26 protein-coding genes and 1 pseudogene are annotated in these 26,467 nt (G+C 65.5%); 14 read left to right on the top strand and 13 right to left on the bottom strand.

What is annotated here, in order from left to right; genetic code table 11:
- Positions 1–403 precede the first annotated feature (403 nt).
- From NCT05_RS19960 to NCT05_RS19950, 3 genes are all read left to right on the top strand, one after another.
- Entirely contained in the window at positions 404–916 is a 513-nt protein-coding gene (locus NCT05_RS19960; protein ID WP_250503014.1) for a GNAT family N-acetyltransferase, read from the top strand.
- Positions 917–1,033: 117 nt separating this feature from the next.
- On the top strand, positions 1,034–2,089 hold the full coding sequence (locus NCT05_RS19955) for an NAD(P)/FAD-dependent oxidoreductase (RefSeq protein WP_250503013.1): 1,056 nt from the start codon (positions 1,034–1,036) through the stop codon (positions 2,087–2,089).
- Positions 2,086–2,796 (top strand): extensin-like domain-containing protein, encoded by a 711-nt coding sequence (locus tag NCT05_RS19950; protein WP_250503012.1) that lies wholly within the window; start codon positions 2,086–2,088, stop codon positions 2,794–2,796. Before NCT05_RS19955 ends, NCT05_RS19950 begins: the two co-directional genes overlap by 4 nt.
- A gap of 1 nt (position 2,797) precedes the next feature.
- On the opposite strand, the gene NCT05_RS19945 is transcribed toward NCT05_RS19950, so the two are convergent.
- On the bottom strand, positions 2,798–3,487 hold the full coding sequence (locus tag NCT05_RS19945; protein WP_175979397.1) for an HD domain-containing protein: 690 nt from the start codon (positions 3,485–3,487) through the stop codon (positions 2,798–2,800).
- 186 nt (positions 3,488–3,673) lie between these two features.
- Here NCT05_RS19945 and NCT05_RS19940 point away from each other — a divergent pair, with 186 nt between their 5' ends.
- Both NCT05_RS19940 and NCT05_RS19935 read left to right on the top strand, forming a co-directional pair.
- Entirely contained in the window at positions 3,674–4,642 is a 969-nt protein-coding gene (locus tag NCT05_RS19940) for a GlxA family transcriptional regulator (RefSeq protein ID WP_250503011.1), read from the top strand.
- A 115-nt stretch (positions 4,643–4,757) separates the two neighbouring features.
- Positions 4,758–5,255 (top strand): hypothetical protein, encoded by a 498-nt coding sequence (locus tag NCT05_RS19935; protein ID WP_008353214.1) that lies wholly within the window; start codon positions 4,758–4,760, stop codon positions 5,253–5,255.
- Position 5,256: 1 nt separating this feature from the next.
- On the opposite strand, the gene NCT05_RS19930 is transcribed toward NCT05_RS19935, so the two are convergent.
- On the bottom strand, positions 5,257–5,550 hold the full coding sequence (locus tag NCT05_RS19930; protein WP_144403815.1) for a hypothetical protein: 294 nt from the start codon (positions 5,548–5,550) through the stop codon (positions 5,257–5,259).
- 248 nt (positions 5,551–5,798) lie between these two features.
- On the opposite strand from NCT05_RS19930, the gene NCT05_RS19925 reads away from it, so the two are divergent.
- The 3 genes from NCT05_RS19925 to NCT05_RS19915 all read left to right on the top strand — a co-directional run bounded on the left by NCT05_RS19925 (position 5,799) and on the right by NCT05_RS19915 (position 7,586).
- Positions 5,799–6,416, top strand: coding sequence for an OmpW/AlkL family protein (locus NCT05_RS19925; RefSeq protein WP_250435981.1), 618 nt, complete (start codon positions 5,799–5,801; stop codon positions 6,414–6,416).
- Between the two features lie 205 nt (positions 6,417–6,621).
- The gene (locus NCT05_RS19920; protein ID WP_033537049.1) at positions 6,622–7,194 is read left to right on the top strand and encodes a hypothetical protein; all 573 of its coding nucleotides are present in this window, start codon (positions 6,622–6,624) and stop codon (positions 7,192–7,194) included.
- Positions 7,191–7,586, top strand: coding sequence for a GFA family protein (locus NCT05_RS19915; RefSeq protein ID WP_250503010.1), 396 nt, complete (start codon positions 7,191–7,193; stop codon positions 7,584–7,586). Before NCT05_RS19920 ends, NCT05_RS19915 begins: the two co-directional genes overlap by 4 nt.
- Before the next feature lie 9 nt (positions 7,587–7,595).
- On the opposite strand, the gene NCT05_RS19910 is transcribed toward NCT05_RS19915, so the two are convergent.
- Positions 7,596–8,606, bottom strand: a complete 1,011-nt coding sequence (locus NCT05_RS19910) for a zinc-binding alcohol dehydrogenase family protein (protein WP_250503009.1) — start codon at positions 8,604–8,606, stop codon at positions 7,596–7,598.
- A gap of 179 nt (positions 8,607–8,785) precedes the next feature.
- Here NCT05_RS19910 and NCT05_RS19905 point away from each other — a divergent pair.
- Positions 8,786–9,622: pseudogene (locus tag NCT05_RS19905) on the top strand (NAD-dependent protein deacetylase); the annotation flags it as partial.
- Positions 9,623–9,625: 3 nt separating this feature from the next.
- Here NCT05_RS19905 and NCT05_RS19900 read toward each other — a convergent pair.
- Positions 9,626–10,882 (bottom strand): aminotransferase class V-fold PLP-dependent enzyme, encoded by a 1,257-nt coding sequence (locus NCT05_RS19900; RefSeq protein WP_250440643.1) that lies wholly within the window; start codon positions 10,880–10,882, stop codon positions 9,626–9,628.
- 263 nt (positions 10,883–11,145) lie between these two features.
- Between NCT05_RS19900 and NCT05_RS19895 the strand changes: the two genes are divergently transcribed.
- A complete protein-coding gene (locus NCT05_RS19895) occupies positions 11,146–12,840 on the top strand; it encodes a methyl-accepting chemotaxis protein (protein ID WP_250456805.1) in 1,695 nt (564 codons plus the stop codon).
- A gap of 7 nt (positions 12,841–12,847) precedes the next feature.
- Here NCT05_RS19895 and acuI read toward each other — a convergent pair whose 3' ends face one another.
- From acuI to NCT05_RS19870, 5 genes are all read right to left on the bottom strand, one after another.
- A complete protein-coding gene (acuI, locus tag NCT05_RS19890) occupies positions 12,848–13,843 on the bottom strand; it encodes an acrylyl-CoA reductase (NADPH) (protein WP_008353225.1) in 996 nt (331 codons plus the stop codon).
- A 64-nt stretch (positions 13,844–13,907) separates the two neighbouring features.
- Entirely contained in the window at positions 13,908–14,345 is a 438-nt protein-coding gene (locus NCT05_RS19885; protein ID WP_008353227.1) for a PRC-barrel domain containing protein, read from the bottom strand.
- 161 nt (positions 14,346–14,506) lie between these two features.
- Entirely contained in the window at positions 14,507–14,722 is a 216-nt protein-coding gene (locus NCT05_RS19880) for a hypervirulence associated TUDOR domain-containing protein (protein WP_034471954.1), read from the bottom strand.
- Between the two features lie 54 nt (positions 14,723–14,776).
- Complete coding sequence (locus NCT05_RS19875; RefSeq protein WP_008353230.1) at positions 14,777–15,199, bottom strand: DUF1810 domain-containing protein; 423 nt, start codon at positions 15,197–15,199, stop codon at positions 14,777–14,779.
- A gap of 10 nt (positions 15,200–15,209) precedes the next feature.
- Positions 15,210–16,112: an aldo/keto reductase gene (locus tag NCT05_RS19870; protein WP_008353233.1), complete on the bottom strand. Its 903-nt coding sequence runs from the start codon at positions 16,110–16,112 to the stop codon at positions 15,210–15,212.
- A 279-nt stretch (positions 16,113–16,391) separates the two neighbouring features.
- Between NCT05_RS19870 and NCT05_RS19865 the strand changes: the two genes are divergently transcribed.
- Positions 16,392–17,657 carry a glycosyltransferase family 9 protein gene (locus NCT05_RS19865; RefSeq protein WP_250435879.1) on the top strand — a complete coding sequence of 422 codons (1,266 nt, stop codon included), beginning with the start codon at positions 16,392–16,394 and terminating at the stop codon, positions 17,655–17,657.
- On the opposite strand, the gene NCT05_RS19860 is transcribed toward NCT05_RS19865, so the two are convergent.
- Genes NCT05_RS19860 through NCT05_RS19850 form a run of 3 tightly spaced genes read right to left on the bottom strand, consistent with a single transcriptional unit; the run spans position 17,614 to position 21,000 of the window.
- On the bottom strand, positions 17,614–19,398 hold the full coding sequence (locus tag NCT05_RS19860; RefSeq protein WP_250503008.1) for a chloride channel protein: 1,785 nt from the start codon (positions 19,396–19,398) through the stop codon (positions 17,614–17,616). The two genes, NCT05_RS19865 and NCT05_RS19860, sit on opposite strands and share 44 nt — an antisense overlap.
- 17 nt (positions 19,399–19,415) lie before the next feature.
- Positions 19,416–19,826, bottom strand: a complete 411-nt coding sequence (locus tag NCT05_RS19855; protein ID WP_008353238.1) for a MarR family winged helix-turn-helix transcriptional regulator — start codon at positions 19,824–19,826, stop codon at positions 19,416–19,418.
- Between the two features lie 19 nt (positions 19,827–19,845).
- The gene (locus tag NCT05_RS19850) at positions 19,846–21,000 is read right to left on the bottom strand and encodes an HPP family protein (RefSeq protein ID WP_008353239.1); all 1,155 of its coding nucleotides are present in this window, start codon (positions 20,998–21,000) and stop codon (positions 19,846–19,848) included.
- Between the two features lie 256 nt (positions 21,001–21,256).
- Here NCT05_RS19850 and NCT05_RS19845 point away from each other — a divergent pair, with 256 nt between their 5' ends.
- Entirely contained in the window at positions 21,257–23,104 is a 1,848-nt protein-coding gene (locus NCT05_RS19845; protein ID WP_502800889.1) for a DUF3857 domain-containing transglutaminase family protein, read from the top strand.
- Between the two features lie 3 nt (positions 23,105–23,107).
- Here the strand turns inward: NCT05_RS19845 and NCT05_RS19840 are convergent, their stop codons facing one another.
- Positions 23,108–25,045, bottom strand: coding sequence for an SUMF1/EgtB/PvdO family nonheme iron enzyme (locus NCT05_RS19840; RefSeq protein WP_250503006.1), 1,938 nt, complete (start codon positions 25,043–25,045; stop codon positions 23,108–23,110).
- Positions 25,046–25,363: 318 nt separating this feature from the next.
- Between NCT05_RS19840 and NCT05_RS19835 the strand changes: the two genes are divergently transcribed.
- Positions 25,364–25,801 (top strand): DUF4399 domain-containing protein, encoded by a 438-nt coding sequence (locus NCT05_RS19835; RefSeq protein WP_033537047.1) that lies wholly within the window; start codon positions 25,364–25,366, stop codon positions 25,799–25,801.
- Positions 25,802–25,828: 27 nt separating this feature from the next.
- Positions 25,829–26,287, top strand: coding sequence for a DUF4399 domain-containing protein (locus NCT05_RS19830; RefSeq protein WP_250503005.1), 459 nt, complete (start codon positions 25,829–25,831; stop codon positions 26,285–26,287).
- Positions 26,288–26,467 lie beyond the last annotated feature (180 nt).

Below are 26,467 nucleotides of genomic sequence, written 5' to 3'. Positions count from 1 at the left end.
GGGATGCGTGTGCTTCGCTAGTGACATCGCTATCGCACTGCGTGCGCAAACCGATGGTTTCCCTTGAATGCCCGGCGGCAGCGCGTAGCGCTGTGCCGATGCTTTTTCGTGCTGAACCGGCGCGCTCAACGCATTCGGGCGGCAGACCGTGCGCGATCCAAGCTGGGTTAGGCCTATGAGGGCACTCTTTAGGCGAGTGCCATCTGCGATGAGAGAACTACCCAAATTGCGTGTGACCGGGGGCCTGAAAAGCTGCTTTCTTTGCTTACTTTCTTTGCAGCGGCAAAGAAAGTGAGTGCCGCCCCGCACAGGGGCAACGCCAACAGACCGACACGAAAACGGGATCCGGCGACATAGCCCAGAGCTAGAATGCACGCCTCACCACCGCAAGACAGAGCACCCTATGAAGGCATCCACATCAATCCGCCACGAGCAACTCAGCGACATCGACGCGATCGAAATACTGACCACTGCCGCATTTCTCGATATGCCCTATTCGAGCCACACCGAGCAGTTCATCGTCAACGCATTGCGAAAAACGGGCCGCCTCACGCTATCCCTCGTTGCGGTGGAAAACGGCGACATCATTGGGCATATCGCGATCTCGCCCATCAGCATCAGCGCAACCGCGAGCGGCTGGTTCGGCCTCGGTCCGCTTTCCGTGACGCCCGCGCGTCAACGCGAAGGCATCGGCCGCGAACTCGTGAAGGAAGCGCTCGCGCACCTGAAGCGCGATGGCGCCGCGGGCTGCGTCGTGCTCGGCGATCCAGGTTATTACGGACGCTTCGGCTTCCGACCCGAATCCGCGCTCACGCTCCCCGGCGTGCCCGCCGAATACTTCCAGGCGTTAGCTTTCAGCGAAAAAGTCCCCGCCGGAACCGTTTCTTTCGACGAAGCCTTCGATGCCCGCGCCTGACGCCTGAAAGCAATCGCCGCTAAGCCGCAAGGGGTTTCGTTGCCGCGAGAGAACGCTTTCTGTATCGTGGCCCGAAGAATGCTGAAAAAGTCAGCAGGCCAAGGAAAGAACCCCGAAATGGAACCTCAAAGCGAAGCGATAAAAACCGACGTGTTGATCATAGGCGCGGGCCCGGTCGGGCTATTCGCGGCCTTCGAGGCGGGCGTCATCGGCCTCTCGTGCCAGATCGTCGATACGCTCGGCCGCATCGGCGGACAGTGCATCGAGCTCTACCCCGACAAGCCGATCTACGATATTCCCGCGATTCCCTCATGCACCGCGCGCGAGCTCGTCGATCGCCTGCTGGAACAGATTCGTCCCTTCGACGTGCCGATCCACCTCGATCAACGCGTGCAATCCGTCACGCAGCGCGATGACGATCATCGCTGGACCGTGACTACCGAAAACGGCATGACTTTCGATTGCGCCGCGATCCTCATTGCCGCGGGCAACGGCGCGTTCGTTCCGCAGCGTCTGCAGTTGCCCGAAGCCGCCGCGCTCGAAGGCCGCGACGTGCATTACAGCGTCTCGCGCGCGGCCGATTTCGCGGACAAGGAGATCATCGTCGCGGGCGGCGGCGACTCGGCGCTCGACTGGGCGCTCGCATTGAAGGACATCGCCAGGAAGCTCACGCTCGTGCATCGGCGCAACGGGTTTTCAGCAGCCGCGAATTCCGTCGCGACGATCAAGCGCGCGGTCGAAGCCGGTGAGATGTCGTTCGTCGTCGGCATGATCGAATCGCTCGATGCGCCCGATGGCGTGCTGCGCGGCGCACGCATCAAGCAGGTGGAAGGCTCGACCGATCTGGCCGTCGACAAGATCGTCGCGCTCTACGGTCTCGTGTCGGAGCTCGGGCCGATCGCGACATGGAATCTCGACGTGCGCGGCGGCCGCATCGAAGTGGATACGTCCAACTATGAATCGTCGCGGCCGGGCATTTTCGCAGTCGGCGATATCGCCAACTATCCGAACAAGCAGAAGCTCATTCTGTCGGGCTTTCACGAAGCGTCGCTCGCGTTGCGCAAGGCGTATTCGTACGCGTATCCCGAGAAAAAGCGCGTGCATGTACATTCGAGCTACGACGCCAAGCTCGCCGAGCGCGTGAGCGCGGCCCACACGGCCGATCACGCGTGATCGCACGCATCGTCGGATGGCTGTTGCTCGCGTTGCTCGCCGGCGCGGCGATGTTCGGCTACGCGGTCTATTCGAAACGCATCGTGCTGCCCGAGCGTTACGATCCTTTCGCACCGCTCGACGTGCGCGCGCCGCAGGGTCCGCTCACGCGCTTCAAACTATGGCGCACGATGCACGACGCGCAACGCTGCGATGCCGCGCTCGCGCGCTCGGGTCTCGTCTATCGCGAGATGGCCGATGCGACCGGACCGGGCGGATGCGCGCTCCAAAGCGTCGTACGCGTCACGCAATCGCAAGACGTGCGCTTCAGCGCGCCGTTTCTCGCGACGTGTCCGCTCGCGCTCGGCATCGCCTACTTCGAGCATCAATATCTTCAGGCGGCCGCGCTCGATACGTATGGCGAGCGCATCGCGCGCATCGAGCATGTCGGCAGTTATGCTTGCCGCAATGTGAATCATCAGCAGGACGCGGCGCTGAGCCAGCACGCGAGCGCGAACGCCATCGATCTGACCGGCTTCGTGCTCGATGACGGACGCCGCATCACGCTCGCTCGTTGGGACGATGCCGCGTCGCCCGACGGCCAGTTCCTGCGCCGCGTTCACGAAGGCGCGTGTCATGCCTTCGATACCACATTAGGCCCCGACTACAACGCCTTGCACAAGACGCACTTTCACGTCGACATGGGTCCGTATCGCGTTTGTCGCTGAACTACGCGTGTCGATGCGAAGGATTGCGGCACGTCGCATGATCGTGCGGCTGATCGTTCCACGCCGATCCGAGGATGATGCTGCAGAAGTTCAGGCGCCTGTAGTTCGGGTCTTTCAGCGCGAGGACATCGGCCTTGACGTTGCCGAAAGTGGATTCCGGCTTGGCGATCGTCCCTTTGGCGAAGGCGTCGATGATGCCTTCCTTGAAGTTCGCCTCGCGCGGATGCGCCGCGACGACGAGCCGGCGTTGATCGGCGCTGAACTCGTCGTAGGCGAGACCGAGCACATCCATCTCGACGCCCGCCGTGACGAGCGCGACCACCGGTTTCTTGTGCTGCGGAATGCCGGGCGTCGTGTGCAGCGCGATCGCATCCCACACCTGCTCGATCTCGCTTTCGCCGATGCCATGCCCGCGCAGGAAATCGCGCGCCGCGTTCGCGCCATCGACTTCGAAGCGGTCGTGCGGGCTGCTGTATGCATCGGTGAGGCCCATGTCGTGGAACATCGCGCCGATATAAAGCAGTTCGGGATCGTATTTCAGCCGCTTGCGTTCGCCCGCGAGCGCGCCGAACAGGAACACGCGGCGCGAGTGATGATAGAGCAGGTCGGGTTCCGTATCGCGTACGAGTTGCGTGGCTTCGCGCGCCATCTGGCTGTCGGGAATGCTGATGCCTGCGATGATTTCGCTCATGTTTGAAGCTCCGGAATGTGAGTCGATGAAAGACGCGAAGCGTCGTGCGTTGCTAAAATCGCGCAGCGCGTCCGATGCCTTCAGTCTCTTCAAAAGGCGCTCGCGTCTCAATCGAAACGACGCGTCGAACTCTGCCAGGCGCACGCCGTCTTCCGCCACGCGCGCTCATCACCGACTTTCTCTCCGATGCCGACAGTTGCAATCGCAATCTTTCAGGGCGTGCAGGCGCTCGATGTGGCCGGTCCCGTCGATGTCTTCGCGGAAGCGAACGGCTTCATCGCTGCCTCGGACGCGTATGAGATCACGCTTGTCGGACCGGAGGAGCGCATCGTGCGCGCGTCGAACGGCACGCGGCTCGTCGCGGATCTGCCGTTCGACAAAGCCGATCGCCATTACGGCACGGCGCTCGTCGCGGGCGGTCCGAGCCTTCCCGTCGATGAACCCGATCCGCGCCTTGACGCCTGGCTCGTCGATACGGCGTCGCGCTGCGAGCGTTACGGCTCGATCTGCACCGGCGCATTCGCGCTCGGTCACGCGGGCCTGCTCGACGGCCGCAATGTCACCACGCACTGGCAGAATGCGCCGCGGCTCGCGGAGCGTTTTCCGCGCGCACGCGTCGAACTCGATCGCATTTATATGCGCGACGGCAATCTCGTCACGTCGGCGGGCGTGACGGCGGGCATCGATGTCGCGCTCGCGCTCGTCGCCGAAGATCACGGCGCGCAAGTCGCGCTCGCGGTCGCGAAACGGCTCGTCGTATTCGCGCAGCGGCGCGGCGGACAATCGCAGTTCAGCCCTTATCTGAGCGCCCCCGCCGACGACACGTCGCCGGTCGCGAAAGTGCAGGCGTACGTCATGGAGCACATCGGCGAGCGGCTGTCCGTCGCGCGCATGGCGAGCGTCGCGGGCATGAGCGAGCGCAACTTCGCGCGCGCCTTCGTGCAACTCGCGCAGTTGACGCCGCACGAGTTCGTCGAACGGGCGCGCGTCGACGCGGCGCGCAATATGCTCGAAAGCAGCGACACGCCGCTGAAAACCGTCGCCTACGACTGCGGCTTCGGCACGGCGGACCGCATGCGGCTCGTGTTCACGCGGAGGCTCGGTGTATCGCCGAATGATTATCGACTGAGCTTTCGCACGCGCTTTGTGAAGTGATCGGGGCGCTGGCGCGCCGACGCGTGACGCCGGGTTCGCTAAAATTCGAGATGAACGCGGCCCGTGCGACAGTGCGCGCGCCGCAGAATCCACCCTCGACATATCGGAACAGCGAATGACGAAACAAGAGACCGCCACGCAAGATCCCTACGAACGACGCGCACTGCTGCTGCATCTCGGCGACGTGCTGGAGTCCGTGTTTTGCCTGAGCCAATGCGCCGACGAATACGCGAGCATCGGCGAAGCGGTGAAGGGCAACGACGCGCTCGCGGGCTTCACGCTGCTCGGCTTCGTCGACGCGACCATGCCGCCGCGCGATTTCATCCGCCGTGCATCGGGTGCGTTTTTCGTTTGGCCGAAAGCGCTGCTCGATGAAACGCTGAATCGCCCGATGCTGGCGAACACCGTGAAGCACGATCTTTTCGCGGACAACGCGAAGGGCTGGAACGCCTACATGGAAGAGCGGCGCAAGGAAGTGCCGTGGTTCGGCGAGGATCTCCCCGAAGTCGCAACGAGCGCGGCGCCTGCGCACGAAGCCACGCCGGCAGCGGAAGCGGAAAAGCCGTCGCGCTATTCGACGTGGCCGTGGCCGGACAAGCCGGCCGACGCGTGATCTACTGCTTCTTGCTCATGCCGCTCGCGCCCGAGTCGAAGCCGAGTCCGTTCGGCCGGTCGGGCGCTGCGCCCTTGCCCGATGACGTCTTGCCCGGCCGCGTCTTCAGCGCATCGCTGGCATTCGCGGCGGCCGCAGCGGGCGGCGTCACGTTTTTCTCCTGATACGCGGGCGTACTGTCGTAATCGAGCTTGTTCGGTTTTTGCGGCGCCTGCTGCGCGCTCGCCACGACGGCCAATGTGCCGCCGAGCAGAATCCCCGTCATGCGCCCGAGTGTGCCGATTGTGGGTCTCATCTGCTTCCTCCCTTTGTTCTGCACGTCCTCTTCGTTCAGCAAGGCGCGGACCCGCCCGCAAGTGGCGCGCGGTCGCAGACCCGCCGATGCGTAAAGCATGCTTGTCCGCGCGCAAGGCTTGCCGCGATAGGCGGCGCGCGTCTGGCGCGCGTTGATTGTGGTCAAAGGCGCGACCGACCCTCGCTCGGACAATTCTCACTTTTAACGTGAGTGAGCTAAAAATGAGAAAGGGTCTCGGGGCAATCGTCATGGCATGCGCGGCGTTGTTCGCGGGCGCGGCGCAGGCGGCAGGCGATGCATCGTCGAGCGATGCCATGGGCGGCATCCACGCCGGCGATGTGCTGGTTCGCCTGCGCGCGATCAGCATTCAGCCCGATGTGACAGCGGGGGGCACGCTCGGCACGCTCGGTGTCAACGTCAACAACGCGATCGTGCCGGAGCTCGATTTCACGTACATGATCCGCGATGACATCGGTGTGGAATTGATTCTCGGCACGTCGCGGCATCAGGTGACGTCGAACATCGGCGGGCTTGGCGGCGTGGGCGTGCTGCCGCCGACGCTGCTCCTGCAATATCACTTCAATCACGCGGGGCGCGTGCGTCCGTATGTCGGCGCGGGCGTGAACTATACGTACTTCTACAACGACAAGCTCAAGGCGGGCGACACGCCGGTGTCGATCAAGCACAGCAGCTTCGGCCCGGCGTTGCAGGCGGGCGTCGACGTACAGGTGGCGAAGAATTTGTTCGTCAACGCCGACGTGAAGAAGATCTGGATGCGAACGAGCGCATCGGCGGGCGGCGCCGATCTCGGCTCGCTCAAGATCGATCCGTGGGTGATCGGCCTTGGCGTCGGCATGAAGTTCTGATGCGCGGTTCATCGCGGCAAATGTGCGCCGCGCCGCGCATCGTCTGAAAGTTGGCGGAAGATGCCAGTGCTTCTGGCGTGGACGGTTCGGCGGGCGCGGTATCCTTGACAGCAGGCCCGGCGCAGACTCGCGTCGCTCGAAGTGTGTCCGAGCGGCGCAAGAAACTGCAACGACTAATAAAACCGCATCGGGGAACTGCAAGCCAATGAGACCTTCCACTTACGCGGGATTCGTTTTGCTCGCGGCGTGTGGCGCCGCCTTCGCGCAACAGCCGCTCACCGTGCCAGGCCGCAGCCAGAGCGCGTGGCAGCAGTCGATCGATAACGCCGCCTGCTACGGCTACGCCAATCAGACGACCAAAGTGAACATGGCGCGCGAGTCGCAAGCGCCATCGCGCGACGCTCAGGCGCAGCGCGACACGCGCACGCTCACGCCGCCGCGTCCGGTCGAGCCGCCGTTGCCGGCGAGTGCGGCGGGCGCATCGGGTGCGCTCGCGGCGTCTGCGGCGGCGCCTGCATCGGGCGCATCGGCGGCGATCGCCGCGTCGGGTGCGTCCGGCGCGACGGGCGTGACCGCCTTGCCGCATCCCGCATCCGGCGCGATGCCCGGCATGCCGGCGATGCCCGCATCGATGGCGGCGGGCGCATCCGGCGCATCCGACGCGATCTACGGCGGCGACATGAAGATGCCGCCGCTGCCGCCGCCCGAGCCGCCGATGACGCGCTACTGGCGCGCCTACAGCGAATGCATGCAGAACCGCGGCTACTTCACCCGATGAATCAGCCGCTTCACGAAGGCGGATGTGCGTGCGGCGCGGTGCGGGTGCGCGTCGCGGGCGCGCCGAAGGAAGTGAATCTGTGTCACTGCATGACGTGCCGGCGCATCCACGGTGCGCCGTTCGGCGTTTACGCGATCTTTCCGCGCGATGCGTTTGCCGTGAGCGGCGACACGGTCGCGTGGGCGAGCTCCGCGACGGGCAGGCGGCATCATTGCCCGCTGTGCGGATCGCCGGTCTATCTGGCGTTCGACGGCGTCGACGAAATCGAGGTGCCGACCGGCATCTTCGATGAAACCGGCCTTTATCCGCCGCAGTACGAAATCTGGTGCAAAAGCGCCGAGCCGTGGCACGACGCGCAAGGACGGCCGCGCTTTGTACGCGGCGCGCCCTGATTCAACCCGTCAGCATTCGACGATCGCTTTCACGACGCCCGCTTTCGGATCGAGCAGCGACGAGAACTGCGTCGGCACATCGCTCAGCCTCAGACGATGCGTGTTGAGCGCATCCGTCGGCACTTCGCCCTTGCGCATCGCGGCGAGCACGGTCTCGAAGTCCTCGGGCGTCGCGTTGCGGCTCGCGAGCAGCGTCGCTTCGCGCTTGTGGAACTCCGGATCGGCGAAGGAGATGCGATCCGGCACGATCGACACCAGCACGTACTTCCCGCCGTGCGCGATGAATTCGAAGCCGCGTTCCATCGCGCGCGAATTGCCGGTCGCGTCGAACACCACATCGAAGAATTCGCCATTCGTGAGCGTCGACAGTTGTTCCTTGTCCTGCTCGCCGATCTGCACGGTCGCGTCCACTTTCAGTTCGCGCTTGCAGAACGCGAGCCGGTCTTCGCGCGTATCGAGCGCGGTGACGTTCGCGCCGCGCAGCCGCGAGAAGGTGATGGCCGCCATGCCGATCGGACCCGTGCCGACAACCAGCACGCGCTGCCCCGGCTGCACGTCCGCGCGACGCACGGCGTGCGCGCCGATCGCGAGGAATTCGACCATCGCGGCCTGATCGAGCGTGACGCCCTCGGCCTTATGGACGAATTGCGCGGGCAGATTCAGATATTCGGTGAACGCGCCATCGCGATGCACGCCGAGCACCTGAATGTTCACGCAGCAATTCGTCTTGCCCTGACGGCACGCGATGCACTTGCCGCACGACAGATACGGCATCACGTAGACGGTGTCGCCCGCCTTCAGCCCGCTCGATGCGTCCGCTTCCTCGATGACGCCCGACAACTCGTGGCCCATCACGCGCGGATACGACAGATAAGGCTGATTGCCGGTGAAGATGTGCAGGTCCGTGCCGCACACGCCGACGCGCTTCACGCGCAGCAGCACTTCGTTGTCGGCGCGCTGCGGTTTCTCGCGCTGTTCGGCTTTCAGGGTTCCGGGCGTTTCGCAGATGACGGTCAGCATGCTGGATGTCTCGATATGTCGTTGGAGTGGGGCGTCCGTCAATCTAACGATGCGCGCCGATTTGGTCAAGCCAATTTCAATATCGAAAAAGTGGTAAGGCCGGATGCGCAGCCAGCGGCGCGGGCGGTTTCGCCTTATATTTCCACCAGAGCAAATCGCTCGGACAAGCGAAAAAAGGACGGCAAGTGCAGCAGCTTCATGAATTCGTCGAGCGGCATCCGCGGCTTTTCGTGCTGTCGGGCGCGGGCATCAGCACGGAATCGGGCATTCCCTGTTATCGCGATCGCGAAGGCCAGCGCACGGGCCGCGCGCCCATTCTGCTGAAGGACTTTCTCGGTTCGGACTACGCGCGCCGGCGTTATTGGGCGCGCAGCCTCATCGGCTGGCCGGTCGTGCAGAACGCGCAGCCGAACGCCGCGCATCACGCGCTGCGCGCGCTCGCCGCGCGTTCCCGGGTACATCGGCTCGTCACGCAGAATGTCGACGGATTGCACACGCGCGCCGGCAATCCCGATGTGATCGAGCTGCACGGCAATATCGGGCGAGTGCGCTGCATCGAATGCGGCGAGCGGCATACGCGCGCGGCCGTGCAGCGGATGCTGGAAGCGGCGAATCCGGATTTCGTCGGCTATACGGCGCCCGCGGTGCCCGACGGCGACGCGCATATCGAAGATCTCGATTTCGCCGCCTTCGACGTGCCCGGCTGCACGCGCTGCGGCGGCGTGCTCAAGCCCGACGTCGTGTTCTTCGGCGAGAGCGTGCCGCGCGCGCTCGTCGACGACGCGGCACGCTCGCTCGAAGCCGCCGATGCGATGCTCGTCGTCGGCTCATCGCTGATGGTGTATTCGGGCTATCGCTTTTGCGAGTGGGCCGCGAAAAGCGGCAAGCCGATCGCGGCCATCAACATCGGCAAGACACGCGCCGACGCGCTCCTCGCGCTGAAAGTCGAAGCGCCGTGCTCGGACGCGCTCGAACGCCTGATCGAGCATCTCGACGCACGGCCGGTGACGCGCTGACGCTTACTTCGCTTCGCGCGCAAGCGCCGCGATGCCTTCGACGAGACGCTCGGCATCCGACATGCGCGAGAAGAGCGCGGGCGTCACGCGGACGACTTCGCCCGCGTCGGGGCCGGGCCGCGTCACCGTGAAGACGCCGAAGCGATCGCGCAGCGCGGCGACGATCGCATCGCAACCTGCTTTCGTCGCGCGCCCGTTCAGGCGGAACGCAGTGATGCCGGCGGTCATCGACGGATCGTGCGGCGTCAGAATCTGCACGCCGGGAAGCTCGCTCGCGGGCTTCGCCCAGGCATCGCGCAACGCACGCAGACGCGCTTCCTTCGCCTTCGCACCGATGCGCCGATGCACGTCCAGCGCCGACGGCAGCGTGAACCACGCGGCGAAGTTCGGCGAGCCGGTGTGCACGCGCGCGCGGATATCGTCGGCGGGCCAGGAGCGGTCGCCGAGATACGGATCGATCGACGCGACGTGTCCCTTCCGGATGTAGATCGCGCCGCAGCCGAGCGGCGCGCCGATCCACTTGTGCAGGTTCAGCGCGGCGAACGGCGCGTTCAAGTCGGGCACGTCGAAAGCGAGTTGCCCCCAAGAATGCGCGGCATCGACGATCACTTCCGCGCCGGCTTCCTTCGCCATCGCCGAAATCTCCGCGACCGGGATCACGAGGCCCGTCGCGAAGCAGACGTGCGACAACAGCACGAGCCGCGTGCGCGGATGCGCGCGCAGCGCCTTCGCGTAGGTGTCGAGCACCGCTTCGCGCGTCGCGGGCTCCGGCATCGTAATACGCACGGGCGTGACGCCGCGCCGCTCGCGCAGCCATTCCATCGCGTCCTTGCCGCACGGGTAATCGAGATCGCTGTAGAGCACCGTCTCGCCCGGCGCGAGGCGGTTGTAGCCGCTGATGAGCGCGAGCAGCGCTTCGGTCGCGTTGCGCGTCAGCTCGATCTCCTCGACCGCGCAGCCCATTTCGATCGCGACGCGCTCCCGCAAACCCTGATACAGCGACATCAGATGCGGGCGGATCAGAAGCGTCGTCTCGCGGTTCACGCGCTCGGTCCAGTAATGGAACATCGCCTTGACCGGCTCGGTCATCGCACCCCAGAAGCCGTTCTCAAGGTTGATGAGCTCGTCGGAGTGACGCCACAGCGCGCGCACCGCATCCCAGTAGCGTTCGTTCGTGGCGAGACCGGCGGTTGGCGTCGGCGGAAGCGTCGCGAGCGCATCGGCGAATCCGGGCGTGCGGTGATCGAGGATCTCGGGCATCGGAATGTAGAAGTTCGTGGAAAGAAAATGAAATGCTTACCTAACTTCGCGCATCTGTATGGTAACGGTATTACCGAACGTCGTGGACAAAGTGCAGACTAATTGCATCTTTTCCCTTCAGTCCAAAAATCGTGAGCCGTAATCAGCTTTAGAGCGTCGCGCATCTTTTGCGCTCGATCGTTCGCTCGCGTAGCAGTATGCCGCGCGAAGCGATCACACGGACGCCGTATGTCCCCCGAACGGACCCTGAGAGAACCCTGAAAATGAACCTCAAGAACATCACGATCAAGAACAGGCTGATCGCTGGCTTCGGCATTCTGGCGGTGCTGGTCGTGCTGGTGGCAGGCATGTCGCTGCGCGCGCTGTCCGTCGCGACGGACGGCTTCGCGCACTATGTCAACGGCATCAACGCGCGCGCCGATGTCGCCGGTCAGATTCGCACGGCCGTCGACCGCCGCGCGATCGCCGCGCGCAATCTCGTGCTCGTCACGAAACCGTCCGATATCGAACTCGAGCAAGCCGAAGCCACGCGCGCCCACGAGGACGTGCAGGCGCGCCTGAAGCAACTCAACGACATGCTCGCCAGCGCGAGCGATACGAGCGACAAGGCGAAGAGTCTCGCCGCCGAAATGATGCGCGTGGAGGCGCTGTACGGTCCCGTCGCGACGAAGATCGCCGGGCTGGCGCTCGCGGGCAAGCACGAGGAAGCGGTGACGGCGCTCGACGACGAGTGCCGTCCGCTGCTCGCGCAACTCGTCAAGGCCACCGACGACTACGCGGCCTACACCGCGACGCGCCGCGAGGAAATCGTGCGCGCGGATCAGGCGAGCTATCGGACGCAGCGCAACGTGCTGATCGCGCTATGCGTGGTGGCGGCGCTCTTCGCGGTGATCGGCGGCGTGCTGGTCACGCGCTCGATCACGGCGCCGATCGGCGAGGCGGTCGGCATCGCGCAGACGGTGGCGCGCGGCGATCTGACGAGCCGCATCGTCGCGAATACGAAGGACGAAACGGGCGATTTGCTGCGCGCGCTCGCCACGATGAACGCGCGCCTCACCGACATCGTGAGCCGCGTGCGCGAAAGCAGCGGCGCGGTCGGCGGCGCGGCAAAGGAGCTCGCGACCGGCAATACCGATCTGAGCCAGCGCACCGAAGAACAGGCCGCTTCCCTGCAGGAGACGGCGGCGAGCATGGAAGAGCTCACGTCGACGGTGCGTCAGAACGCCGAGAACGCGCAGCAGGCGAGTTCGCTTGCATCGAACGCGTCGGATATCGCGAAGAAGGGCAGCGATGTCGTCGGCCGAGTCGTGAACACGATGAACGGCATCAGCGACAGCTCGGACAGGATCGCGGATATCACGGGCATCATCGAGGGCATCGCGTTCCAGACCAACATTCTCGCGCTCAACGCGGCCGTGGAAGCGGCGCGCGCGGGCGAGCAGGGCCGCGGTTTCGCGGTCGTCGCGAGCGAAGTGCGCAGCCTCGCGCAGCGTTCGTCGACGGCGGCGAAGGAAATCAAGGAACTGATCGCCGATTCGGTGGGCAAGGTGCGCGACGGCTCGCTGCTGGCAAGCGAAGCGGGCACGACGATGGCCGAAGTGACGCAGGCCGTCGCGCGCGTGACGGACATCATGCAGGAGATCGCGGCGGCGTCCGCGGAGCAGGGGCGCGGCATCGAGCAGGTGAATCTCGCGATCACGCAGATGGACGAGGTCACGCAGCAGAACGCCGCGCTCGTCGAAGAAGCCGCCGCCGCCGCGACGTCGCTCGAAGAGCAGGGGCGCAGGCTCAACGAGGCGGTCGCGTTCTTCACGGTGGAAGGCGCGGCGGCTGCGATCACGCAGGCCGCGCCGCGCGTGGCGCACGCGCCGCGCACGCCGGTTGCGAAAGCCGCGCCGCGCGTCGCTCAAGCGGCCGTGGCGCAGCCCGCCACCGCCGACGGCTGGAGCACGTTCTGACGCCGCTTCAGGCGTTCACGTCGACGATCACGCGCCCCTTCACCTCGCCGCGCAGCAGACGCGCGGCGACGTCGGGCGCATCGGCGAGCGGGATCGTCGTCGCGACGCTTTCGATGGTCGCGACCGGCACTTCATCGGCGATTGCCCGCCACGCCGCGATGCGCCGCTCGCGCGGCACGTAGACGCTGTCCACGCCGAGCAGCGCGACGCCGCGCAGGATGAACGGCGCGACCGACGCCGGCAGATCCATGCCTTGCGCGAGGCCGCACGCGGCGACCGCGCCGCCATAGCGCAGGCTCGCGCAGATGTTCGCGAGCGTGTGACTGCCGACGCAATCGACGGCCGCCGCCCAGCGCTCTTTCTGCAGCGGCTTGCCCGGCTCGGAAAGCGTCGCGCGCTCGACGATATCCGCCGCGCCCAGTTCGCGCAGCCGCGCGGCTTCCTCGGGACGGCCCGTCGACGCGATCACGCGATAGCCGCGCTTTGCCAGAATCGCGACCGCGAAGCTGCCGACGCCGCCGTTCGCGCCCGTCACGAGCACGTCGCCGTCCTGTGCGCCGATGCCGTGCTTTTCCAGCGCCTGCACGCAAAGCATCGCGGTATAGCCCGCGGTGCCGACGGCCATCGCCTGGCGCGTCGTGATGTTCGCGGGCAGCGCGATCAGATGAGCGGCGCTCACGCGCGCCTTCTGCGCGAGCCCGCCCCAATGCGTTTCGCCGGCGCCCCAGCCGTTCATCACGACTTTGTCGCCGGGCTTGTAATCCGGATGCGAACTCGTCTCGACGACACCCGCGAAGTCGATGCCCGGCACCATCGGCCAGGTGCGTACGACGGGCGCCTTGCCGGTGATCGCGAGTCCGTCCTTGTAGTTGAGCGTGGAGAAGTCGACGCGCACGAGCACGTCGCCGCCATCGCCGGATGAAGCGAGTCGGGCTTCGTCGATCGACTGAATGGACGCGACCGTGCGGTCGTCCTGTTTGTCGAGGATGAGGGCTTTGAACATCGGCTGGCTCCGGTTGAATTCGGGCGAGGCGGCGCGCGGCCGCCCCGTCAGGCACTACGGCGAATCAATGATGCTCGAATTGCGCGCGCGGGATCGGCGTCGCCTTCACCTTGTTGTACTGGAACTCGGGCAGCGCCTTGATCGCCTCCTTGGTCGCGCCCGCGAGCACGAACTGGCCGTTTTTCACGTCCAGTTGCTCGATCGGAATCGCGACGTCGTGACGCGCCACGCCGAGGAACTTGTTAGCGGCGATGATCGCGAACGAAACGGACTTGTCGGGCGCGACGATGATGTCGTTGATGACGCCGACGCGTTGTCCCTGTTCGTTGACGACCGGCTTGTTCAACACGGATTTCTTGATGCTCCAGCCATCGATGATGGCGGTCGATACTTCGACGGATACGCCGAGCGGCTGCGTGCCTGCGACTTGGGCGAACGATGCCGTGGAAGTCAGGCCAAGTGCCGACGATGCAACGAGCAGTGCCACGAGTTTCGATTTCATTGGTTCGATTCCTCAAAGGATTGGGGCAATCCGGTTCAATTGAAATGCGCGATTCAAGCTTCCAGCGCGGTAGAAGTTTGAACGTTTATCGTGGTTTCTGCAGGAACGGTGTCAGGTGGCGTCGCGCGCACTGCAATAGTGCGAACGTGCGGTGCGCGCGGTCAATGCGAGATCCGCTTGAGCGCGTCGCCTTTGTGAACGGCGCGCTTGCCGCTCTTGTCGCTTTCGACTTCGAAATGCGGATCGTCGTGCGATGCGTTGACCGTGTGGCCGTCGAGCGTCGTGCGCTCGGTGACGATGCGCACGATGCGGCCCGTCGTTTCGCCTTGCGGCGTATTCCAGCGGACGTGATCGTGCAGCTTGAAGGATTGGCCCATGGCTTGCGCTCCCGGAAAAAGTGGACGTTTCCCGAAGCGCAACGGCCATGCCCGTCATGTCAGGCGGGAAAGCGTCGCCTCGTCGGACTGGCCGTCGAAATATCGGCGCAGCGCTTCTTCGAAGACGGCGGGATCGTCGGCGGTGTGCGCGAAAAGGGTCATCGACGAATGGAATTTCATGTCGTCCGGATAGCCGAAAATCTGCCCGGCAGTGCGTCCCTGCAGCCCGTTGACGATACGCGTCAGCTCGACGAGCCGCGCGCCCAGCACGGGATGCGCGAGATAGGCGCGGGCTTCGTCGCGCGACGAAATCGCGTAGTGCTGCGCCATTGCGCTGTGCCCGAGGCCGACGATCTGCGGGAACACGAACCACATCCAGTGCGTGCGCTTGTGGCCGGCGGAAAGCTCGGCGCGCACGTCGTCGATGACGCTTTCCTGTGCGTCGACGAAACGCTGCAGGTCGTACGGATCGCTCATGCTCATCTCCTTACGCGACCGCATCGGCGATGCGCTTTCGCATCGCTTCATCGGGATAGTTGCCGATGCCCGCGCGCGCGTTATCGATCATATATTCGCGGCGTCCGGTGCCGGGGATCACGCAGGTCACGGCCGGGTTGCCCAGCACGAACTTCAGCAGGAGCTGTGCCCACGACGTGCAGCCGATTTCCTGCGCGAAATCCGGCAGCGGCCGGTTGCGCAGGCCCGCGAGCAGCGATCCGCCGCCGAACGGCTGATTCACGATGACCGCGACGCCGCGCTCGGCGGCGAGCGGCAGAAGGCGCGCTTCGGCATCGCGGTCGTTGGCGGCGTAGTTGATCTGCACGAAATCGATGCGCTCCGAGCGCAGCACCGCCTCGACCTGCGCAAACGCGCTCGACGTGTAATGCGTGACGCCGATGTAGCGGACCTTGCCGGCGGCTTTCCAGTCGCGCAGCGTGGCGAGATGCGTGCGCCAGTCGAGCAGATTGTGAATCTGCATGAGATCGACGCGATCGGTCTGCCACAAGCGCAGCGATTGCTCCATCTGCGCGATGCCGGCCTCGCGTCCGTCGGTCCAGACTTTCGTCGCGATGAACGCTTTGTCGCGCGTATGCGATTGCGCGAGCAGCGCGCCCGCGACGGCTTCGGAGGAGCCGTACATCGGCGATGAATCGATTACCGAGCCGCCCGCGGCGAAAAGCGCGCGCAGGACCTCGGCGAGCTCGCGGCGGCGGGCGGGGTCGTCGCCGGCGTCGAAGGTGCGCCAGGTGCCGCAGCCGATGACGGGCAAAGGCTCTTTCGTCGACGGGATCGGGCGGGTGTGCATGGGTTGGGCTGCCTGTGCCGTGTCGAATGCCTGCGTGGCGAGCGCGGCGGCGGTCAGGCGGAGGAAAGCGCGGCGGTTGGGCATGGGCGGGGCGATGTCAGCGGGGGAGTTTGCATAGTAGAGAACATCGGGCGATCCGTTTCGAACGTTCGTCAGCGAACGCGCAATCCGACGCCGATGCTTTCATCGGCACAGCCCAGTGCCACCCACGATTCTTTCTCTCCCCGAAACGCCTTTTGACGCAAAGTGCCTTCCCGCATTGGGCCGATACATCTACCTTGGATTGACGCTTTTTTGCGCTCGCGATGCATCGGGGAACTAACATACCGCCTCCCGCCCGCAGCCTTCCTACAAAAAATCAGCATGGCCGATATCGACAACATACGAGACATGGCGCCGCTCGACCTCATCCGCACTTTGCGAGCAGCAGGACGCGCCGCCGAAGCCTGTGCGCTCGCCGCGCAACTCGCCGCGTCGGCGAACCCGGATTGCTGGCTTGCCCAACTCGGCGTCGACCTGAGCTTTCTCGGGATGCACGCGCAAGCCGAGAAATTCCTGAAGCTCGGACTCGAAGAGCCGCTTTCGCAGGCCAATCGATACGCGCTGACCGAAGAGCTATGCATGGTGCAGTTCGCCCTCGGCAAGTTTCACGAGGCGAACGAACGCTATCGCACGATCCGCGGCAGATCGTATGCCGAAGTCTTTCATCAACTCGTTCTCGAATCCGATCCCGATTGGGCCGGCGCGCTCCCGGACAAGCTGCTCGGCATGGACGAGTCCGTCGCGGGCAAGCGAATTTTCATTTCCGCGGAGGGCGGCTTCGGCGATTTCGTGCAGTTCTCGCGCTACATCGACGCGCTGCTGCGCGAAGGGGCGAGCATGATCGTCTCCGAGCAATTTTCGGGTTGGGAGGAAGTCTTCCGACAGAGCGAGCAGGTCAAGCTGTCGATGGCGACGCAAGAGCAGCGCGCGGCCGAACTCGCGTGCTGCGATCGCGTGACCTTCGGTTTCAGTCTCTACGCGCGCTATCAACGCTCGCCATACTTTCCGATGGAAAATCCCGCCGCGCGCATCGCCATCGATCCGGCCAAGCGTTTGTCCGATGACGCCAATGCGCTGCTGAACGTCGAAACGACGCGCCCGAAAATCGGCCTGATCTGGAGAAGCGCGAGCGGCGTGCGGCACGAACCGTATCGTTCGATGCCGCTTCAGCGGCTCGAATCCTTGCTGACGAATCAGGCTTGTCAGTTCTATTCGCTGCAAGTCGGCGAACTCGGCGACGACGAACGCGCGATCATGAACCGCCACGGCGTGACCGATATCGCGCCGCATCTCTCGACCTTCGGCGACACGGCCCGCGTGCTGGAGAAGCTCGATCTGCTCGTCACCATCGATACGGGCACGGGGCATCTCGCCGGCGCGCTGAATCGGCCGGTGCGGGTGTTGCTGTCGCGGGCCTGCGACAGCCGCTGGCTCGACTGTCAGCGCTTCACGCCGTGGTATCCGTCGATGCGGCTCTATCGTCAGACCGAACTGGGCGACTGGACGCAGCCGCTCGCCGATCTCTGCGCCGACCTCGCATCCTTCAGTGCTTCTTCAGCGCCGGCGCCGTCCGCCGAAAGCCCCTGAAGCGCTCGCGCCGATGTTCCTCGTCGAAGTGCGCGCGCGCGGGCTTCACGAGATCGCTGCGCGACACGATGCCGACGAGCCGCCGCGACGCCTCGTCCGCGACCACCGGCAGGCGCTCCAGTTCATGCACGGCGAGACGCGTCGCGGCAAGGCGGCACGGCTCGCCCGGCAGCGCGAACGCCGGCGCGCCGTGCTCCATGCGCTGCAAGGCATCGCCGATGCTGACGCCCGACTGCGCCAGCGGCGACGCCCCGATCAACGTCCCGAGCGACGCCCGGTCCAGCATGCCGACGAGCACGCCTTCGCGCACCACCGGATACGCCCGATGCACCTGTTGCGGCCCGAAATGCTTCGCGAGCACGTCGGAAAGCGGCGTGGCGGCGTCGATCGTCAGCACGTCGCGCGTCATGACTTCATCGACGTGATGGCGCTCCAGCGGATCCACGCCGTATTCGCGATAGATGTGATAACCGCGCCGCGCGATCTTCTCGGTCATGATCGAGCGCTTCATGACGACGGTCGCGAAGCCGTGCGCGACGAGCGTCGCGGCGAGCAGCGGCAGGAGCGCGTTCGCATCGTGCGTGAGGCCGAAGGCGAAGACGATCGCGGTGAGCGGCGCGCCCAGCGTCGCGCCGAGCGTCGCGGCCATGCACACGAGCGGCCAGAGCGCGGTGTCGTGGCCGGGCAGGATCGCGCCGAGCGCGGTGCCGAGGCCCGCGCCGAGCATCAATAGCGGCGCGAGCACGCCGCCCGAGGTGCCCGAAGCCAGCGCGACGACCCAGATGATCGCCTTCACGGCGAGAATCGACAGCGCCACCTGAATCGCGATGTGCTGATGCAGCAGATCGCCGATCACGTCGTAGCCCACGCCGAGCGCGCGCGGCTCGAGATATCCGCCGATACCGACGATCACCGCGCCGAGCGCCGGCCACCACATCCAGTGAATCGGCAGCTTGTGGAACAGGTCTTCGAGCTTGTAGAGCGCAGCCGACAGCCCCGACGCCAGCGCGCCCGACAACAGCCCGGCCACGAGGCACGAAAGCAGCGAAATCATGTGCGGCGGCGGCGTTTCGAGCGGAAAGAGCGCGCCCGTACCGAATACCGCCGCGCGCGCGAAGCCCGCGACCGCGCAAGCGAGCGCGACCGGCAGAAAGCTGCGCGGCCGCCATTCGAATAGCAGCAGTTCGACCGCGAGCAGCACCGCCGCGACCGGCGTGCCGAACACGGCCGTCATGCCCGCCGCCGCGCCCGCGACCAGGAGCGTCTTGCGCTCCGCGGCGGTCACGTCGATGCATTGCGCGATCAGCGAGCCGAGCGCGCCGCCCGTCATGATGATCGGGCCTTCCGCGCCGAACGGCCCGCCGCTGCCGATCACGATCCCCGACGACAGCGGCTTCAGGATCGCCACCTTCGGCGACATGCGGCTCTTGCCGAACAGGATCGCCTCGATCGCCTCCGGAATGCCGTGTCCGCGAATCTTGTCCGAGCCGAAGCGCGCCATCATGCCGACGATCAGTCCGCCGATCACCGGAATGCCGATCACCCACGGCCCGAGCGTATTGAGCGCGGGCGAGTTGTCCTCGAGCGAAAGCGCGCCGAAGAAAAACAGGTTCGTGAACAGATGGATGAGCGCAAGGAGCACGACGGCCGCGAGCGTGGCGATGCCGCCGATGACGGCGGCGAGTCCGCATATTTTCAGCAGCCGGTCGTTGACCGAAAAGTCACGTTTGTGATGGTCCATGAAGGCGCTCCAGGAATTCAGAAATCGATCTGCGGCACGCGGAACGCGCCATCGAGAGACTTGATTTCCGCGCGATGCAGCGCGGCGAGGCGCGTGAGCACTTCTTCGCCGCGCGCTTCGAGATGCACTCGCACCTGACGGCGATCCTCTTCGCTCTGCGCGCGTCGCACGAGCCCGGCCGCCTCGCAGCGCGTGACCAGCGCCACCACGCCGTGATGATGCGATTGCAGCCGCTCCGCGAGTTCGCCGACCGTTGCCCATTCGCGGCCCGGATAGCCCTTGATGTGCAGGAGCAGCAGATATTGCAGCGGCGTGATGCCTTCGTTCTGCGCGGCCTGCTCGGAGAAGCGCTCGAAGCGCCGCATCTGATAGCGGAATTCGGACAGTTGCTCGAAGTCCGGCTTGTCGAGTTTGCGCGGAGTGTTCATCGGATTTCAGTGGACGCGCTCAGGCGGTCTTGCGCTCGCCCGCGAACGATTGTCGATAGAGGCCGGAGATCAGATCGGCTTCGGTGATCATGCCCGCGAGCTGATCGTGTGCGCCGACCACCGGAATGTGGTGATGCCCCAAGTGCGCGAACATCGGCACCAGATCGGCGATGGCGGTGCTCGTCTTCACGGTGCAGACGTCGGTTGTCATCAGCGAGGCGACGAGCGGCGGCGTCGTCGACGGGCCGCGCATCAGCCGCTCGATCGCCTGCTGCGCGCGTTGCCCGATGCCGTCGCGGCGCACCGGCGCCAGGTCCGCGCGCGTGACGATGCCGCACACGCGGCGCGTCGCGTCGATTACCGGCAGCGCCTTCACCTGATGCCTGTCGATGAGCGCGAGCGCCGCCTGCGCGCTCGTCTCGGGCGTGACGGAGACGATCGCGCGCGACATGATGTCGGCGCACGTGAACTCCGTGAACCGGCGCGCGTAGGCCTGCAACTGCGCTTCGCGAAGCAGCGCTTCGAGATCGTCCGGATCGACGTCGAGCAATTCGCTGCGGCGCGACAGCACGGCCTGCAGGTCGGCGCGCGTGAACGAGTCGGCGCCGGGCGGCGCGACCGCGGGTTTCGGCGCGGCGTGGCCGTGCGGATAGCGATGCCCGGTGAGCGCGTGAAATGCGATCGCCGACACGAGCAGCGCCGCCGACTGGATCGCCACCGGCGCGAACACGAAGCCATAGCCGAGCGCGTGAATCGACGGCCCGCCGAGCACGGCGGTCAGCGCGACCGCGCCCGAAGGCGGATGCACGCAGCGCAGCGCGAACATCGCGCAGATCGCGAGACAGATGGCGAGCGCGGCAGCGTCGACGGGATCGTGAACGAACATCGCGCAGCTGACGCCGACCGTCGCCGACACGATGTTCCCGCCGATGATCGACCACGGCTGCGCGAGCGGACTCGCGGGCACGGCGAAGAGCAGCACGGCGGACGCGCCCATCGGCGCGATGAGATACGGAATCGCGGATGCATCGCCGATCAGCAGATGCGCCAGCCCGCCCGTCAGCGCAATGCCGATCAGCGCGCCGAGCCCCGCGCGCAATCGCTCGGTCCAGCGCAGCGTGACCGGAGCGGGAAGAAAGCCTTGGAGCCAGCGAAGCAATGCGATACGCGTCACTTTTCAGCGTTCCGGGAAGAGTCAGTGGAAGGTCACACTGGCTGGCCGGATCGAGGGCGCGAAAAGCAAGCGTGCGACAATCGTGAAATTGTATCGCAATATGATACAAATTGTCGCGCGCTTCGATTCGTCCCAGGATTCGTCGCACTTTTGATCCGGTTGAACGGGCGTGCGCGGCCGCCATGTCCTCCTGTACGATGAGTTTTCCCTTGCGCGGCGCGGACACTTCGACATGGCACGTCGCAACATTTCCCGGATGGCGTGCTACATCGCGTTCGCGTGCGCGTGGCCGTGCGCGGCGGTCGCGGCGGACGAAGACCCGTCGACGATCGTCAGCGACGCTCATGAGTTCGTCGTCGCGAGCGACGGCTCGCTCACCGAAGACGACATCACCGTGCTGCGCGCGAACACGTCGGCGGGCGTCGACGAAATCGCGCAGCGCTACGTCTGGTATGACAAGAGCGTGTCGAAGGTGGAGATCGTCGAGGCCTATTCGATCGATGCGAGCGGCGCGCGCCACGACGTCTCGCCGGATCAGATCCGCGACGTTCAGGAGCCGCGCTCGGCGGGCGCGCCGACGTTTCAGGACGCGAAACTGCGCGCGGTGATCTTTCCGGCGATGGGCATCGGCTCGACCGTGCATCTGCGTTTTCGCAAGAGCCAGGCGGCGGCGGTCATTCCCGGGCAATTCAACTATTACGTCGATCCGGGGCAGCGGCCCGTCGTGCAGCAGACGCTCGTCTTCGATCTGCCCGCCGACAAGCCGCTTTATGCCGATGCGCGCGGCTATGTCGCCGAGCCGCCCGTCACGGCGAACGGGCGCACGCGTTACGCGTTCACGTACCGGCACGATCGTTTCGCGCGCATCGAAAGCGGCTCCGTGGGCTATGCGCAATACGGCGATCGGCTGATGGTCACGACCTTTCCCGATTACGCGAGCTTCGCGAAGGCCTACCGCGACGCCGCCGCCGATCCGGGCGCGACCGATCCCGCAATCCGCGCGCTCGCGCAATCGCTCACGCAAAACGCCGCCGACGACCGCGCCAAAGCCAAAACGCTCTACGACTGGGTGCGTCACCATATCCGCTACGTCGCGATGTTCATCGGGCAGAGTCCGGCCGTGCCGCATCGCGTGACGGACGTGCTCGCGAATCGCTACGGCGATTGCAAGGATCACGTCGCGCTCTACGGCGCGCTGCTCGATGCCGTCGGCATTCGCAACGAGCCCGCGCTCATCGGGCTCGGTTCGGTCTATACGCTGCCGTCGGTGCCGAGTTACGGATCGGGCGCGATCAACCACATCGTCACCTGGCTGCCGGATCTGAACGTGTTCGCCGACAGCACGGCGGCGAGCGTCGAATTCGGCTTTCTGCCGCTCGCCGACATGGACCGGCCCGCGCTGCTCGTGAATACCGGCGCGCTGGCCCGCACGCCCGCGACGCAGCCGCTCGCGCGCACGGCACGCCTGCAGATCGAGGTCGCGGACAAGGGCGAGGCGAACTTCGCCTACTGGGTCGAGGACGCGGGATGGAGCGCGGAAATCGAGCGGATCAACCTGCGTCTCGCGAATGCGCAACGGCGCGACCAGATCGCGGCGGACCGGCTCCGTTACACGAATCTGCGCGGCGCGGGGGCGTTGACGACGAGCGACGTCGATGCAACCGGCGGCCCGTTCGCGACGACGCTGCGCGGCACGCTCGACGACATCGTCTGGCCGACGGGCACGACGGCATTGCCCGCGCTGTCGAGCCTGTCGGGCGGCATCGCGACGGCGGTGCGCAACTGGCTCGCCGAGCGCGCGCGCACGCAGCCGTATCTGTGCATCGGCGGCACGTTCGACGAAACCGCGCAGATCACGCTGCCGAAGACGACGCACGTCGCCGAAGTGCCCGACGATCTCGATCTGACAAGCGATGTTTTTCGTTATCGCGCGCGCTATGTGTTCGATCCGTCGACCAACGTGATCCAGATATCGCGCACGCTCGACGCCCGCTTCGGCAGGCAAGTCTGCACGCCCGACGATTTTCGGGCGGCGCTGCCGCTGCTCAAGAAAATCGAGCGGGACACGCAGGCGCAGATCATCCTGAAAGCGCTGGGCGGATGAACCTCACTCCATGTCCCGCGCGACGCGAAAGCCGTTCTGCGATTGCCGCACGCTCGAGCTGTACTTGAAGCGCGTCGCCGACTGCATGTAGGCCGCGCCTTCGCGCCACGAGCCGCCGCGAATCACGCGCACGCTGCACGACGGATCGTCCCAGGCGCGGCCATCGGCGGGCGCGTTCTTGTAGGAACTGTGCCAGCAGTCGGCGACCCATTCCCAGACGCTGCCGTTCATGTCGTAGAGGCCGTACGGGTTCGCGGCGAACGATCCGACCGGCGTCGGCGCTTCGGGCTTGTACGGATCGCCGCAATCCTTGCAGTCGGCGGTGCCTTTTTTCATCTGATCGCCCCACCAGTACGTCGATTGCGTGCCGCCGCGCGCGGCGTATTCCCATTCCGCTTCCGTCGGCAAGCGATACGGCTTGCCGCCCACCTTGCTCAGCCATTTGACGTAGACCTGCGCGTCGTCCCAGCTCACGTTGCGCATCGGCGCGTTGCCGGGCGGCGTCGATTCGCCTTCGGGCGCGACGCGCGTGCACGCGCCCGCATCGGCGCAGGCGTTCCATTGCTCGACGGTGACTTCGTATTTGCCGATGGCGAACGCACGCCCGACCGACACGCGATGCGGCGGCTTCTCGGCGGGATCGTCGTTGTTGCTGCCCATCGTGAAGCTGCCCGCGGCGATCGGGATCAGCACAGGGCACGCCGGGCAATCCTTGATCTCGCCGCCGCTCGCCGTCTTGGCGGCCGGTTTCGTGGTCACGGCGGCGGGCGGCGCGGCAGGCGCTGCCGTCGTGCTCGGGCGCGGTTTTTCAGGCGCGGCAGCGGTAGCCGGCGCGGACGGCGCGGGCGTCGGCTTCGGCGCGGGTGCGGGTGCGGGTGCGGCCGGTGCGGCGGTCGCGGCAGGTGGCGCGGAAGCGGCGGGCTTTGCATTTCCGGCTGCGCGCAAACGCTCGATGCGCGCCTTCGCGAGCGCCGCGAATCGGCCGTTCGGATAAGCCTTCAAATAGGCTTCGTAATCGCTCGGATAGGTGCTGTCCTTGATCGAATCCCAGAACGTCAGTTCGTACTGCTCGTTGCTGTCTTTCGGCAGAATGCCGCGCGTGCGGACGATGCTGGCGGATTCGGCAGGCACGATGGCGGTCGCGTCCGCTATACGCATGTTCGACGTCGTATCGGCGATGGCGAAGCCGTCATCGAGCGTGGACGCGATCCACGGCCGCTGCGCGCCATGCGATGCCCGCGCGACATCCGATGCCGCCGCAGCGAACGCCGCCGGCGTCACCGATGACCGCGCGCCCAACGCGTGCAGCAACGCCGCGGTATAGCGACCGTTGCGCGCGTCTTCGGATGCGGCATCGCCCGGCGCAGCCGCATACGCGACGAGCGTGCGCGGCGGCAGCGTCCACGCCCGCGCGCGCGTTGTCTCGAAGGGATCGGTGAGACACATGTCGAGCACGACGATGTTCGCCGCGTCCGGCCGCGCCCGCGTAATGCGCTCGACGATGTCCCGCGCGGAAATCGCATCGCGCACGAGCGTCGCGGGGCGTTGCTCGCGCGCGTCGAGCGGCACGAGCAACGCATCGCCGCCCGCCTGCAATCCGTGGCCGGCGAAATAGACGAGCGCCGTATCGTCGGGGCCGAGGCGCGCGGCGAACGCATCGAGTGCCTGGCGCATCGCGGCTTCGTCGAGATTCGTGCGGCGCGTGACGTCGAAACCGAGCGCGTTCAGGGCGATGCTCATGTCGTCGGCATCGCGCGATGCGCTCGCGAGCGGCTGATCGAGATAGTCGGCATTGCCGATCACGAGCGCGAGATGACGGGGCGCGTGTGCGATCGTCGAGATCGGGGAAGAGGGCGGCGCTGTGACCGATGCCGCGTTCGCTGATACGAGCGTCTGGCCGATCGTCAGGACAACGCTCGCGATAAGAAGAGTTCGCCACATGTTCACACCCTGTCCGTCCGGCTTTGAGTTGAGGGCATCGCACTGCATTCGCGTGCGATGCCAACGCTTCGGGTACGGCATCAACAACGATAGCACGCGCTCAGACGCCGCTTAATCCCCTGAAAGGAGGTATCCGTCATGAGGTTAATCAGGCCCCCCGCGTGACCGTATCTTTTTTAAACGTTACGTCCTAATCTAAAAACCAGCGACGCAGCATCAGGTAATCCGCATCGCGCTCGAGCACGAGCGTTCGTCCGTGCCCGGAGCGATTTCCCTGGCCCATCCGCGAGGCCTTTCAACGAGAGAGGCGTGCAAAACATGCTGAGAAGAACCGTGCTTGGCGCGCTGGCTTCCCTGGCCGCATTGGCCGCCGATTCGTCGTTTTCCGCCGCGCGTGCCCGCACGCCCGCGCCGCCGAACGCCGAGGCGTACATCATCTGGCCGCCGGACGGGGCCGTGATCACGGGCGGCAAGCTATGGGTGCGCATGGGCTTGCGCAACATGGGCGTATGTCCGAAGGGCGTCGATCTGCCGAACGTGGGGCATCACCATCTGCTCGTCGATACCGATCTGCCGCCGCTCGATCAGGAGATCCCGTCCGATCGCAATCACCTGCATTACGGCGCGGGCGAAACCGATGCTCGCCTCGAATTGCCGCCGGGCAAGCACACCTTGCAGTTGCTGATGGGCGACTACAACCACGTTCCGCACGACCCGCCGGTGTATTCGAAGAAGATCACGATCATCGTGAAATGAGCTGTGCACTTGCCGAGGGCACATGACATGAACAAACGATCCGCTGATGCGCTCGCGCTGCCGCGTTCGCTCCTCGTCGCCGCCACGCTCGCGACGGCGTTCGCCGCGTCTCATGCGCTCGCCGGGACGACGCCCGCGCCGGCCAACGCGTATGCGTACATCGGCTTTCCGAACGATGGCCAGACCGTGCCCGCGGGCAAGCCGTTCCGCGTCTGGTTCGGGCTGCGTTTCATGGGCGTCGCGCCGCGCGGCGTGAAGTTTCCGAACACGGGGCATCATCATTTGCTGATCGATGTGGACCTGCCGCCGATGGATCAGGAGATTCCATCGGATCGCAATCTTCTGCACTACGGCGCCGGCGAAACCGAAACGATGATCGAACTGCCGCCGGGCAAGCACACGCTTCAGCTTTTGATGGGCGATGACAAGCACATACCGCATAACCCGCCCGTCTATTCCCGAAAGATCACGATCTACGTCAAGTAAGTCCGGGCGCCGCGTGATGCATCGAGCGGCGCCTTTCCCGATTGCTTTCATCCAACTCGTATCCGCGTGCGTATCGCGGAGGGGATCGTTCGTCCGCTGCAAATCGCACGGGTGTCGCCGGGTAACAGACAGTGAAGATCAGAAGTGTCGGGCGGGCAGCATCATCGGCTTAGAAGGACA

The sequence above is a fragment of the Caballeronia sp. AZ7_KS35 genome (assembly GCF_023631045.1).
Taxonomy (GTDB): Bacteria; Pseudomonadota; Gammaproteobacteria; order Burkholderiales; family Burkholderiaceae; genus Caballeronia; species Caballeronia zhejiangensis.
The sequence above is the reverse complement of the archived record's forward strand: the minus strand, read 5'-3'. Positions and strand labels throughout refer to the sequence as shown.

Excerpts from the sequence above, each read along its gene's own strand:
- NCT05_RS19960 (WP_250503014.1), top strand. The coding sequence starts at position 404 with ATGAAGGCATCCACATCAATCCGCCACGAGCAACTCAGCGACATCGAC.
- NCT05_RS19955 (WP_250503013.1), top strand. The coding sequence starts at position 1,034 with ATGGAACCTCAAAGCGAAGCGATAAAAACCGACGTGTTGATCATAGGC.
- NCT05_RS19945 (WP_175979397.1), bottom strand. The coding sequence starts at position 3,487 with ATGAGCGAAATCATCGCAGGCATCAGCATTCCCGACAGCCAGATGGCG.
- NCT05_RS19940 (WP_250503011.1), top strand. The coding sequence starts at position 3,674 with ATGCCGACAGTTGCAATCGCAATCTTTCAGGGCGTGCAGGCGCTCGAT.
- NCT05_RS19935 (WP_008353214.1), top strand. The coding sequence starts at position 4,758 with ATGACGAAACAAGAGACCGCCACGCAAGATCCCTACGAACGACGCGCA.
- NCT05_RS19930 (WP_144403815.1), bottom strand. The coding sequence starts at position 5,550 with ATGAGACCCACAATCGGCACACTCGGGCGCATGACGGGGATTCTGCTC.
- NCT05_RS19925 (WP_250435981.1), top strand. The coding sequence starts at position 5,799 with ATGGCATGCGCGGCGTTGTTCGCGGGCGCGGCGCAGGCGGCAGGCGAT.
- NCT05_RS19920 (WP_033537049.1), top strand. The coding sequence starts at position 6,622 with ATGAGACCTTCCACTTACGCGGGATTCGTTTTGCTCGCGGCGTGTGGC.
- NCT05_RS19915 (WP_250503010.1), top strand. The coding sequence starts at position 7,191 with ATGAATCAGCCGCTTCACGAAGGCGGATGTGCGTGCGGCGCGGTGCGG.
- NCT05_RS19910 (WP_250503009.1), bottom strand. The coding sequence starts at position 8,606 with ATGCTGACCGTCATCTGCGAAACGCCCGGAACCCTGAAAGCCGAACAG.
- NCT05_RS19900 (WP_250440643.1), bottom strand. The coding sequence starts at position 10,882 with ATGCCCGAGATCCTCGATCACCGCACGCCCGGATTCGCCGATGCGCTC.
- NCT05_RS19895 (WP_250456805.1), top strand. The coding sequence starts at position 11,146 with ATGAACCTCAAGAACATCACGATCAAGAACAGGCTGATCGCTGGCTTC.
- acuI (WP_008353225.1), bottom strand. The coding sequence starts at position 13,843 with ATGTTCAAAGCCCTCATCCTCGACAAACAGGACGACCGCACGGTCGCG.
- NCT05_RS19885 (WP_008353227.1), bottom strand. The coding sequence starts at position 14,345 with ATGAAATCGAAACTCGTGGCACTGCTCGTTGCATCGTCGGCACTTGGC.
- NCT05_RS19880 (WP_034471954.1), bottom strand. The coding sequence starts at position 14,722 with ATGGGCCAATCCTTCAAGCTGCACGATCACGTCCGCTGGAATACGCCG.
- NCT05_RS19875 (WP_008353230.1), bottom strand. The coding sequence starts at position 15,199 with ATGAGCGATCCGTACGACCTGCAGCGTTTCGTCGACGCACAGGAAAGC.
- NCT05_RS19870 (WP_008353233.1), bottom strand. The coding sequence starts at position 16,112 with ATGCCCAACCGCCGCGCTTTCCTCCGCCTGACCGCCGCCGCGCTCGCC.
- NCT05_RS19865 (WP_250435879.1), top strand. The coding sequence starts at position 16,392 with ATGGCCGATATCGACAACATACGAGACATGGCGCCGCTCGACCTCATC.
- NCT05_RS19860 (WP_250503008.1), bottom strand. The coding sequence starts at position 19,398 with ATGGACCATCACAAACGTGACTTTTCGGTCAACGACCGGCTGCTGAAA.
- NCT05_RS19855 (WP_008353238.1), bottom strand. The coding sequence starts at position 19,826 with ATGAACACTCCGCGCAAACTCGACAAGCCGGACTTCGAGCAACTGTCC.
- NCT05_RS19845 (WP_502800889.1), top strand. The coding sequence starts at position 21,257 with ATGGCGTGCTACATCGCGTTCGCGTGCGCGTGGCCGTGCGCGGCGGTC.
- NCT05_RS19840 (WP_250503006.1), bottom strand. The coding sequence starts at position 25,045 with ATGTGGCGAACTCTTCTTATCGCGAGCGTTGTCCTGACGATCGGCCAG.
- NCT05_RS19835 (WP_033537047.1), top strand. The coding sequence starts at position 25,364 with ATGCTGAGAAGAACCGTGCTTGGCGCGCTGGCTTCCCTGGCCGCATTG.
- NCT05_RS19830 (WP_250503005.1), top strand. The coding sequence starts at position 25,829 with ATGAACAAACGATCCGCTGATGCGCTCGCGCTGCCGCGTTCGCTCCTC.